8 protein-coding genes and 1 pseudogene are annotated in these 11,375 nt (G+C 52.8%); 5 read left to right on the top strand and 4 right to left on the bottom strand.

Going from position 1 to position 11,375, the window contains the following annotated elements:
• Window positions 1-188: 188 nt before the first annotated feature.
• On the bottom strand, window positions 189-389 hold the full coding sequence (locus tag AC1S52_RS33305) for a high light inducible protein (protein ID WP_482033353.1): 201 nt from the start codon (window positions 387-389) through the stop codon (window positions 189-191).
• Between the two features lie 357 nt (window positions 390-746).
• Between AC1S52_RS33305 and AC1S52_RS33300 the strand changes: the two genes are divergently transcribed.
• Window positions 747-1,787: a hemerythrin domain-containing protein gene (locus AC1S52_RS33300; protein ID WP_482033352.1), complete on the top strand. Its 1,041-nt coding sequence runs from the start codon at window positions 747-749 to the stop codon at window positions 1,785-1,787.
• A 363-nt stretch (window positions 1,788-2,150) separates the two neighbouring features.
• On the opposite strand, the gene AC1S52_RS33295 is transcribed toward AC1S52_RS33300, so the two are convergent.
• Both AC1S52_RS33295 and AC1S52_RS33290 read right to left on the bottom strand, forming a co-directional pair.
• Window positions 2,151-5,018, bottom strand: a complete 2,868-nt coding sequence (locus tag AC1S52_RS33295) for a phospholipid carrier-dependent glycosyltransferase (protein ID WP_482033351.1) — start codon at window positions 5,016-5,018, stop codon at window positions 2,151-2,153.
• A gap of 4 nt (window positions 5,019-5,022) precedes the next feature.
• Window positions 5,023-5,463 carry a GNAT family N-acetyltransferase gene (locus AC1S52_RS33290; protein WP_482033350.1) on the bottom strand — a complete coding sequence of 147 codons (441 nt, stop codon included), beginning with the start codon at window positions 5,461-5,463 and terminating at the stop codon, window positions 5,023-5,025.
• A 104-nt stretch (window positions 5,464-5,567) separates the two neighbouring features.
• Between AC1S52_RS33290 and AC1S52_RS33285 the strand changes: the two genes are divergently transcribed.
• The 4 genes from AC1S52_RS33285 (at window position 5,568) to AC1S52_RS33270 (ending at window position 11,141) form a co-directional block, all read left to right on the top strand.
• Window positions 5,568-6,218 carry a sigma-70 family RNA polymerase sigma factor gene (locus AC1S52_RS33285; protein WP_482033349.1) on the top strand — a complete coding sequence of 217 codons (651 nt, stop codon included), beginning with the start codon at window positions 5,568-5,570 and terminating at the stop codon, window positions 6,216-6,218.
• A gap of 22 nt (window positions 6,219-6,240) precedes the next feature.
• Window positions 6,241-7,230 (top strand): DUF1822 family protein, encoded by a 990-nt coding sequence (locus AC1S52_RS33280; protein WP_482033348.1) that lies wholly within the window; start codon window positions 6,241-6,243, stop codon window positions 7,228-7,230.
• A gap of 571 nt (window positions 7,231-7,801) precedes the next feature.
• Window positions 7,802-10,270 (top strand): CHASE2 domain-containing protein, encoded by a 2,469-nt coding sequence (locus AC1S52_RS33275; RefSeq protein WP_482033347.1) that lies wholly within the window; start codon window positions 7,802-7,804, stop codon window positions 10,268-10,270.
• Between the two features lie 76 nt (window positions 10,271-10,346).
• A complete protein-coding gene (locus tag AC1S52_RS33270; RefSeq protein WP_482033346.1) occupies window positions 10,347-11,141 on the top strand; it encodes a DUF928 domain-containing protein in 795 nt (264 codons plus the stop codon).
• A gap of 126 nt (window positions 11,142-11,267) precedes the next feature.
• Here AC1S52_RS33270 and AC1S52_RS33265 read toward each other — a convergent pair.
• A pseudogene (locus AC1S52_RS33265) lies at window positions 11,268-11,375 on the bottom strand (IS5/IS1182 family transposase); the annotation flags it as partial.

Raw genomic sequence — 11,375 nt, 5'->3', positions numbered from 1 at the left:
GCTGCTAATTCTTGCTGGCGTTGCTCTAAATCCCAGAAACCTGTTTGCCCCATTGCTGTTCTCGGATAGCCTAACTGCCGACATTTTAGCTGCTCATTCTCAAGTTGAGACACCCATTTTTCGATTTTTCGAGGTGCCCCTATGTACAAGACCATTACAGACGGGTAATGGATTGCCAGGTAGACTGATTAAACACCCCAATGAAAAAGGTCATGAACCACGCTATAACCTGCCAGATCCCATAATAAATAGACTAGAAATCCAATCATGGCGAGGCGACCATTCCACAGCTCTGCCTGGGGCGTGAAACCAAACAGGAAAGCGTTGCGATCGAAGCCATTGTAAGCCTGGTTGGGCTGGGGCAAATGATCAGAACTACGGGTTTCCATCGCTACTTCTCCTGCATATTTGATGCATGGCTATTTGATGCGTTCTTGCTCACTATAATTAGGCATTTCCTGAATGAATCCTATCCATCCAGGGTTATAGATTTGGAGATTGAGTTGACCGGAGACTAACAGTAGGTTTTTAATAAACTTAAACTCAATTTAACAATCGTGTTATCACAAAGAATATGAGCTAGTTGAGATGTCGCTGTAATTGCCTATACGCTTCAGCTTAAACCGCGATCAGTCTATCGAGAGATGAGACAACATTGAATTGTGTGTGATCTGTTAGATAGTTGTGTTTGCACAAATGTTTAAACAGGATGTTTGCACAAGATATTTTAAGAGGAGAACAGCAAAATGGTAGTAGCTCTCGATGATGCTAAGCGGACTGCGATCGCGTCCAAATTAGCTGATATGAAAGAAATTCAAAATCTGTTGATTGCCAATGAAGAGCAATTCATTTCTGAATGTAGTGATGAGGATATTCGCGATCGCTTCAGAAGTATGCTTGAAGACGATCGTAAAAACGTTGGTGTTCTGGACACGGTAATGGTTCAGTATGGGGTTAAGTCAGAACCCAAACAAACCACACGCAAGATGATTGGAGAAATTCGTGACTTGATGGGTGGTTCTGAGTTGACCCTGGTTGAAAAAATTTCCCAACATGAATTGCTCAAGCACAAGCAAGTGATGACTGGCTTGCTGATGCACAAAGCCGCTCAAGTGGTGGGTGCCGATGTGGATGCTGCCATCTCGCCTCTGAATACCGTTAACTTTGAAAACCGTGCTCACCAGGAGCAACTGAAGGGCATCCTGGAAATTTTGGGCGTTCGCGAGTTGACTGGACAAGACGCGAAGCAAGGAATTTGGGCGCGGGTTCAAGATGCCGTTGCAGCAATGACCGGAGTGGCAGGCAGCGTTGTGACTCAGTCCTCGGATAAGTCGGATATGAATATCCAGGACATCATCCGCATGGATCACAACAAGGTCAATATGCTGTTTGGTCAGATTGACAGCAGTAACGATCCCCAGAAAATCCAGGAATACTTTGGACAGATCTATAAGGATCTAACCGCCCACGCAGAAGCGGAAGAAGAAGTGGTTTATCCTACCATTCGCCCCTTCTATGGCAGCGACACCGATGAGCTTTACAGTGAACAAGCTGAAATGAAGCAACTGCTACAACAGCTTAAGTCAATGGAGCCAAGCCATTCAGACTTCAAAGTTCGCGTGAATCAATTGAAGGAAATTGTGATGGATCACGTCCGTCAGGAAGAAAGCACTATGTTTACTGCCATTCGCAATAATTGCAGCAGTGAGCAAAGTGAGCAAATGGCAACTCAATTCAAGGCGGCTAAGAGCCGGATTCAAGACCGGATGGCAGGTGGTGGTCAGTAACAGAGCAGGTATGAGGTGTGAGGGGCCACCCTCCAACCCCCAATTCTGGGGGAGCCAAACCGCCGCTGTTATTGACTTTTGCCGAATGGCACTGAACTAACGGGTTTTTAGTTCCCTGGAATCTTTGAGATTCTGGGGAACTTGCCATAGGTTTTAGTTATACCGATTTAAACAGATTTGTGGGCACATCAAAGTTCAGAAGGGGCTTGGCTTCAGGGGGGGCTTGGCACTGCCAAGCCTGTACCGGGATCTGTTGTGGTTGCAATTCAAATTGGTATTAAGTGTGAGGTGTTTGAGTCAGAGTTGAGAGTTGAGAGTTAGAGGCATTTATTCTGTCACGCCTTATCCTTTATCCTTCACCCTTTACTCTTTAGCCTTCACTTTTTCCTGATACGTCTGAACCGACTGCCATGCCTGTACCAGATTACCCCGCATCAGGGCAGCGACTCCGTTCAAGGCATGGAGTTCTGGTAGGTTTGGGTTGAGTTGGAGGGCGGTTGTGAGTGCCTCTTGGGCGGCTCTGGGGCGAAAGTCGTAAAGGTTAACAAAGGCGAGATAGGCGTAAGCATTGGGGTTCTGGGAGTCAAGCTGAACCACCCGCTGAAGGGATGAGATCGCTGGGTTGACCCGTTGCTTCAGCACATTGGCAAGTGCCAGGGTGTAGGTAAACTCCAGGTTCCCAGGTTCCTGGGTCAGACGGTACTCCATTGCCTGCCGGGTCTGGTCTACATAGTCCTGTACCGGGTCGTACTGGCTAATTCGCCCAATTTCATCAAAGGTTTTGTCCAGTGCCGCACTCCCTTGGGGCAAAGTCGCTGCGAGCGATCGCAGTTGGGTATTCAGGTCAAGTTCTGGAGCAGGCGTGGGGGGGGCGGTTGGGTTAATGCGGAGGTTGACGGGAGGAAGGGCGATCGCTGCGGTTTCCCCTGTCTGCCGATTCAAATAGGTTGCCTCCAACTGGTAGATGCCTGGGGCGGCATTGGCAGGAGTCAGCATTGAGATCCGCTCAATCACCTGATAGCGAGACGGACTGGCAGGATCGGAAGTCACACTGGAAGGGGGACTGGGATGGAGAGCACCCATTCCAATCGCATGGTCATGCAGCCAGCGGGTCGGAACAGTCCCCCCCTCGGTTGCCTGCCTGCGCCAGGTCAACAACACCAGCCCAGTTCGCAAACTCTGCCAATCTCCAAACCAGCGATAGGTAACTGGAACAGGCACTCCAGGACGTGCCTGCGGTGAAACAATCACTTGCTCCAGCGCAATATCCGGTGTTGACCCCGCCACCTCCCGATTCCCCTGCCCCGCTGCTCCCCTGCCCCTCGACTCCCTTGCCCCGCTGCTCCCCTGCGCCCCGGTCCCCTCGCCATCCATCGGAATCACCTCCAACGGCGGTACCTGACGGCGAAACAGATTGAGTGTGCTGTTGTCCGGCAATTTCCAGTTCTTGACCAGTTTGAAACCACCACTTTGTTCAATAAACTGAATGATCGCGGTCTGTGCCTCAGGTTTACGAATGGAACCCTGATCCTCCGTTTTAGTAATGAACCAGGACAGCGATCGCCCATCCCGTTGCACATGCCCTACGCGGGTACCCACCTGCCGTCCGTAGACCTGAAAGTTTCTCAAATTGCCGAAATAGTTGATATTGTGCTGGTTGATCTCTGGAGTGGAAGGCAGCACGCCAATCGTAGAGCGCAGATAAGGCTCTGTTTTAATCACCTCTGCGATCACATCCTTATGGGGATAGGGCTTGCCCAAGTAAGCCGGATAATACGCCAATCGATTCTGTAAGGCAGCATTGGCATGGAAAGGAAATAGATTGTAAGTCATCAGCACCGTTGCCAGACCCACTGCCCCCCACTGAAAAGGCTTCCAGGCTTTGGGCAGCAACATCAAGCCATACGCCAAAACCACCGCCATGACTGGCAGAGCCGGGACCAGGTAACGGGTATCCTTATTCACGTTGAGGGAGGACAGCAGGTACCCCCCCACCAGAAAAATCAACAACCAGTTGAGGGAGCGCCGGGATGCCGCATAGGTCTGTTGTCGGTAATCTTTTGATTTGGGGGCATAGTCTGCGGTGCCTGCCCACTGGCTGCTGACCCGCGATCGCCGCCAGAAGAACAGCAATCCTGCCAACCCCACCACCAGCAACGGCAGGGACACCAGGCTGGGTAAAAGTTTCAGGTAATAGGTCCAGGCATCAAGGGAAGTCAGAGGCGGGTCGCCTTCCGCGATCGCTGAGTCAACCGTCGCCCGCTTACTGGCAGACAACATCAATAGCCAGTTGGTGCGGTACCAGGGCCCAAATACTAGCAGGGACAGCCCAAAAGCCAACACCAGTTGCGCCAGCCTACCCCAGGATCGCTGCCAGATCGTCTCCCCAACCACCCAGACAATCGGCACCAGCAAAAACATAATGGCGGGTTGTTTCACCATCAACGCAATCCCGAAGGTGATGCCAAAGGCAGCGGCGAAGAGCCAGGGGGAGAGGGAGAGGGGTAAGAAGTTGAGAGTTGAGAATTGAGAGTTGAGAGTTGAGAGAAAGGGGGGAGTTTTCGCCTTTGGTGTTTCTGTAGGGTGGGATGAGGGGGTGAGGGGGTGAGGGAGTGAGGGGGCTTCACCATACTCGCCACTCGGTTCCCGTTTCTCTAATTCAAGCGGCAGCTTCTCTCGATACCCGATACCCGGTACCCGGTACCCGGTACCCTGATTGCGCCAGAGAGTTAAACAGGTAAAACAGAGGGTCACTGCCGCTGCCAGGGGATGATCGAGGAGAAAGTCCAGACGAACGCGGTAGAGTCCCGGCATCAGGACACAGAGTACTGCCGCCCATAGACCCACGGACACGGAAAAGAGCGACACCCCCAGGGTGTAGACGGAGCCAAGCAATACTGCACTGTAGACGAGATTGACTAGAGTGGTCTGTTCAAATCCGGGACCGAATAGGCTGAGAAAGGGGGCGGCTGAGAGGTAAACAAACGGCGGAATTTTGGAGGAAAGCTGCCATAGCTCAGTCCACCATTCTCCCGAAAACCAGTGGGCAGTTTGCACTGCCTGCCAGTAGTTGAGTGCCCCCGTTAAGTAATCTGCCTGATCCCAGTGGGGAACTGCCCGATCCAGAGCAAACCAGAGGCGATCGCCGATCGCCCCTACTAACCAAATGATCCCCAGGACTTTTAGCCCCCTCACCCACAGTCGTCGATTACAACCCGTCACCAATATCATCCGGTTAGTTCAACAGCTTTCTCATATTGACATGGGAAATGCCCGCTTCTTCAAACACGTCGCCCTCCGGTTCAAACCCCATCTTTTCGTAAAAGCCCTGCACTTGTACCTGAGCATGGATCAACACCTGAGAAACATGGGCGGCTGTCAAAATCTCTAAGGCTTTCGCCATCAACTTCCTCCCAATGCCCAGTCCTCTTGCTTCCGGCAAAACTGCCATCCGCTCGACCTTAGCCGTTTGGGCATCTAGTAAACGAAATCTGGCAGTCGCCACAGGTTTCCCGTCCAGGTAGGCTAAAAGATGCTCCGATGCATCTTCCTGATTGTCAAATTCCAGGTCTGGATCTACCCCCTGTTCTACCTGAAACACTCGATAGCGAATTTTGTAGACCACCGGAAACTCCGCTGGACGCTCTGCCAGTTTGATCGTCAGACTGCTCATCATATTTCACAGATCGATTCAAACGGATTTTAACGCCTTTGGGGGTTCTCAAAAGTGCAGACAGGCGTGATACTTACGACAAACCAGCCATTTTCTCTGAGGGAAACGTGAGTCACCTGGATCAGCAGTTGCGCCAGTTAGTGGAGGAAGCCTGTCAGCATCCTGTGGGAAGCCCCGATCGCCAGAAACGCCTGACTCAAATTATCCGGATTGTATCGAGCAAGCTCTGGAATGAAAACGTCCCCTATTATCAAGATGCACTTCAGCAAACGTGGATTTACTTTTGCCAGAATTTGTGTGAAGCCGCCACCGGAGAACGCTATAACCCCGATCGCAGCACGGTCATGACCTGGCTGAACTATTACCTGCGGCGACGACTGCAAGACGGTTACATTGACACCCGGAAGCAGCAAGTCCGCACGGCGGCGGCTCAGGTTCGCAATTCCCGTTCTGGCGACTCTAGTGAGGTAGTCAATCCAGTAGACAGCCTGCCCGCCCGCCCCGATGTGCCGCCAATTTTAGAGGAGGTGCGTGCCTGGGCAGAGGCAGATACCAGGGGTGAATTGCAACGCATCCATATTGAAGGGCATCCCCAGATCAACTGCCGGGAACTCATTTTGCGGCGACTTCCGCCTGAAACAAGTTGGAAAGAATTAGCGGAGGAGTTTGGGCTGGCGGTGTCAACCTTAAGTAGCTTCTACCAACGGCAGTGCCTGCCCCGTTTGCGTAAATTTGGCGAGTCACAAGGATATATCTAGAGAACAGGAAGGACTCCCGACCATGACCTACCGTACCTATGAGATTGATGGGTTTGCGCTACCGCTGCCGATCGCTCAAGCTGCCCGCGACACTGCCGAGCGATTTGCCCTGGGGCAACCCACCCCCGAAAAAGCCGAACAGATTCGTCTGAACACCCTGGCAGTGTGGGTGGTGAATGATTATTTGCAAATGATGGGCATTTCCACCAATCGGGATGCCAGCGACAGTTGGAATCCGGTGATGCGCCTCTGCGCCAATGTGGCTGATTTGACCCTACCGGGTATTGGGCAGTTGGAATGCCGTCCGGTGAGATCTCAAGCACAGACCTGTCCGATTCCCCCAGAAGTGTGGCAAGAGCGGGTCGGTTATGTGGTGGTGCAAATGGAAGACAATTTTCAGGCAGCGAAACTCCTGGGATTTGTCCCTACCGCCGCTGTGGAGGAATTGCCCCTGAATCAGTTGCGATCGCCGGAAGACCTGCTCGATCATTTGTTTCAATTGCGGCAGGCAGCCGCCCAATCCACGCCGCAACCTGCACCCAGCCCTCGAATTAACCTGAGCCAGTGGTTTGACGGTGTGATTGAAACAGGTTGGCAAACCATAGACTGGCTACTCAACCAGCCAGAACTGGCTCCCGCCTTTGCCTTTCGCAGCAGAGAAGCGATCGCCTTCCGGGATGTGCAAACCGGCATCCGGCGGCTGAAACTGCTGCATTTGGGTGGGCAACCCGGTGAAGCCTCTGTGATTCTGATGGTTACAATCCAGTCAGATGCAGAAGACACGGATGCTCCAACCGAAATTCAACTCCAACTCCACCCGATCAGCCAGCCTCAACTGATGCCCGATGTCCAGTTAGTTGTCCTGGATGAAACCGGAACTACTTTCCTGGAAGCACAATCTAGGGAAATAGACAGCTTCATTCAGTTGCAAATCAGCGGCACCCCAGGCGAAGTCTTTAGCGTCCAGGTGGCACTGGGTGAGGTGAGGGTGGTGGAAGAGTTTGTGATTTAGGCGGCGAAGTGTGAGGAGGATTAGGTGTTAGGTGTTACGTGTTGGTCATTAGTCATTGGTATTTCTAGATAACAAATGACGAATGACAAACGACGAATGACAGGTCATTGGTCATTGGTCACTCTCAACTCTCAATTCCCCCCTCCCCCTTCCCCTAGTGTATATACACAAGTCGTAAAAGTTGAATCGGTAAGTGATCGCAGCGTTGACGGTGGGTTAGCAGAATCCTGCTTGGGGGGCTGCCCCCCAAACCCCCCGTGGCAGGGGACGGTTGCGTCCCCCGCACCCCCTCCAAAACAATGCAATCTTGACGTGAATGGCAGCCTTCATCCGATCGGGTCTTCAAGCAAGGGCAAACGGGTGGCAAGGGGAGCGGTTGTCTTTAAAGTTTGAGGCAATCTGCGAGCGATTTTCGTCGAGCTAGACTTGAAGACTCGGTGGCAGACCCTTTCGGGGGGTTTGGGGGAGTTAGGACCCCAAAGGGCGGGGGACTGGGGGGAAGTCCCCCAGAGCCAGACTCCAACGAAGCCAAGATCTGTATACACAGTAGCCCCCCTTCCCTGGAGGAACCGTGAGCAAGTTAGTCATTCTGAAAATCGGCGAAGGTAGTTTTGAACAGGGATTTCCTGTGACGCTTCAGATTGGGGAGGAGTATGCTCGTCCAGCCACGGAGATTACAGGAAAGCTGCCCCCTGCACCAGATCTATATGAGATCTATCACCAGTGGCAGTTGGCGTATCAGGGGTTGGGGATGCGTTCCCGCCTGTCAGCTCCCGATTCACAGCGGAAAAATGTGTCACTGGTGCAGGACTGTAACCAGGCGGCGGAACAGTTGCGCGATCGCCTCAACACCTGGTTACAGGCAGAATCCCTGCGCCATGTCCGTGAAAAGTGGCTGGAAAAACTGCACCCCTCTGACAGGATTCGAGTCATTGTGCAGGCAGCAGACTATCGACTTCAGAAGCTACCCTGGCACCTTTGGGACTTACTGGAACGCTATCCCAATGCGGAACTTGCCCTGAGTGCCCCAGCTTATGACCAGGTGGCTCCCATTCCCACCCCGGCGGGTACCGTTTCCGTCCTGGCAATTTTGGGCAACAGCAAAGGGATTGATACCCAGGCAGACCGGGCATTGCTGCAAAGCTTACCCGATGCCAGGGTGCGCCTGCTGGTGGAACCGTCCCGTCAGGAAGTCAGCGATCGCCTCTGGGAGCATCCCTGGGATATTCTCTTCTTTGCGGGACACAGTTCCAGCCTGGATGACGAGGAAATCGGGCGAATTTATCTCAATCAAACCGATAGCCTTACCATCAGTCAGTTGAAATACGCCCTCAAAAAAGCAATGGAGCGGGGCTTAAAGCTGGCAATTTTCAACTCCTGTGATGGATTGGGGCTGGCACGGGAACTGGCAGACCTGCATATTCCGCAAGTGATCGTCATGCGCGAACCTGTTCCTGATCAGGTTGCCCAGGCGTTTTTGAAATACTTCCTGCAAGCTTTTGCCAGTGGTGAGCCACTTTACCTGGCAGTGAGGCAGGCGCGGGAACGGTTACAGGCAATCGAAGACCAGTTTCCCTGTGCCACCTGGCTACCTGTGATTTATCAAAATCCGGCAGAGGTGCCACCCACCTGGGCAGCGTTAACTGGGTACCAGGAGACCCCCCCTCCCCCCTCCCCTTTCTCAACTCTCAACTCTCAACTCTCAACTCTCAACTCCTCCCCCTCCCCCCTCCCCCCTCCCCTTTCTCAACTTTCAACTCTCAACTTTCAACTCTCAACTCCTCCCCCCTCCCCCCCTCTCCCCCTCCGCTGGGCGATCGCTGCCAGCCTTGCCGTTACCGCCATAATTACCGGAATCCGTTATCTGGGATGGCTGCAACCCGTCGAACTCCATGCATTTGATCACCTGATGCGGCTACGCCCACAGGAGGGAACCGATTCCCGCTTACTGGTGGTGACCATTGATGATGACGACATCCAGACACAGCCCCAACCGGGACGGGGTTCCCTTTCCGATCCGGCGTTTAGCCAGTTACTCAAACAATTGGATCGCTATCAACCGCGAGTGATTGGGCTGGATATTTACCGGGACTATGCGGTAGACACGGCGCATAAGTGGCTGGCAAATCGACTGAAACAGGATGGCAAACTAATTGCCATCTGTAAGGTGAGTGACCCGGAGAGTCATGTGGTTGGCATTGCGCCGCCGCCAGAAGTTCCCAGCGATCGCGTTGGGTTCAGTGATTTTCTAGAAGATTCGGATGGGGTGCTTCGCCGCCAGTTGTTGTTTATGGATGTACCGCCAGCCTCGCTTTGCACCTCGCCCTATGCTTTTAATGTCCATCTAGCGGCTCGGTACCTGGCAGCAGAAGGGATTGAGCCTGCTTTTACGGAGGATGGAAACTTGCAGTTTGGCAAAACCGTCTTTCCTGCTATTCACTCCCGTACAAGCGGTTACCAGCGGATTGATGCCTGGGGGAATCAAATTCTGCTCAATTACCGGGCAAACCGGCGTCCCGTTGAGCAGGTCAGTCTGAGGCAGGTCTTGAACGGACAACTCAATGCCGATGCGGTGAAAGACCGAATTGTGGTGATTGGGGTGACTGCCAGAAGCTTTGGCGATTACTGGTCTACCCCCTATGGCACGGGTGCAGCGGAAAAAATGGCGGGAGTGTTGGTTCAGGCTGAGATGACCAGCCAGATTCTGAGTGCTGTTTTAGATCAGCGCCCCTTACTGTGGGTTTGGTCCCAGGGGGCAGACCTTGCCTGGATTGGGTTCTGGTCTGCACTCAGTGGAGCGGTGTCCTGGTGGTTGCTGTCCCACAGCAAATCCTTCAGTCAGGCACTTTCCCGAATGGTGATCGTGGTGATTGTATCCTCTGGAGTACTCTACCTTGGTTGCTTTGGTATTCTGACCCAGGGAGGTTGGGTACCGTTGGTGCCCCCTATTCTGGCGATCGCCGCTACGGTTGGAACAGTGGGAATCTACCAGAATGGTCGCCTGGTGCGATCGCCGAAAAGCCTATCCGAAAAGTCTTAACTGCCAAAAACTGATACGAAATTCAGGCAGTTTGTGGAGAGACTTGAATTCTGCCCTTCATCAGGAGTAGCTCTAAATGAAATGCCCCCTTCAATTCAAAAAACTGACCTCTGTGGTTGCCCTGGCTGTATTGAGTATCTTTTGCTTGCCTCTATTGCCGACTGCCCAGGCAAGAACTATCGGTGCCTTGCAGTTCAAAATGCCCAAGCCTCCTTCCAGGGGAATTCCTGTGGGACGTTACCGGGGCGGAGCCAGTCGGGGTGTCTGTCCCCAAACCAATCCGGAGCTGACTGCGTTAGTGCCCTTTAAAGAAGAAACCCTCTCCAGGGGAACCAGCTCGGAAACCATTGCCAGAGTATGGGGATTAACGGGTGCTTCCCATCCCACCTTTTGGTTCCACATGCCCTATGACAGTCAAAAGGGGTTTCCTGTCGAATTTGCCCTCCAGGATGAGGATGGCAATGACGTTTACCGGACCCCCGTTAACCTGCCAGCAAAACCGGGAATTGTGAGTGTCCCCCTTCCATCCACGGTCCCTGGGCTGAAGGTGGATGAGTTTTACTACTGGTACTTCAAAGTCTACTGCGGTCAAAAGAAGGAAGGAGTTCCCCTTCAGGTAAACGGCGTTGTGCAGCGGGTCAGCCTGGAGAATACATTGCAGAAGCAAATAGAAGCCGCCAATCCCCTGCAAAAGGTGGATCTCTACGCCGAAAACCACCTCTGGTACGATGCCGTGACTACCCTGGCAGATCTGCGTTACACCAAACCCCAGGATTCTACGCTGACAGCCGATTGGAATAACCTTTTAGACTCAATTCAGCTAAAGGAGGTAGCCCCCGCACCGCTGACCGAATGCTGCAAATCGCCATAGGGAATATGGGTAGATTGTGGCATCCGTTGGGCACCCCTTTAGACAGTAAGGTGTGAGGAGTCAGGAGTCAGGAGTAGGTCAGCCTATCAAAATTTCCGGCTGTGAACACTAGGGTCTGTTTTAAAACTATAGCCACATCATGATCGAGGCTAGAGTCAGCATGGCTAGGTAGTTTTCAGCCTTCTTTTCAAAGCGAGTGGCAATGCGACGATACTGTTTCAACCGATTGAAACA

The sequence above is a fragment of the Kovacikia sp. CALU 1929 genome (assembly GCF_056784235.1).
Note: the sequence above shows the minus strand (reverse complement) of the source record. Positions and strands in the feature narration are given on the sequence as shown.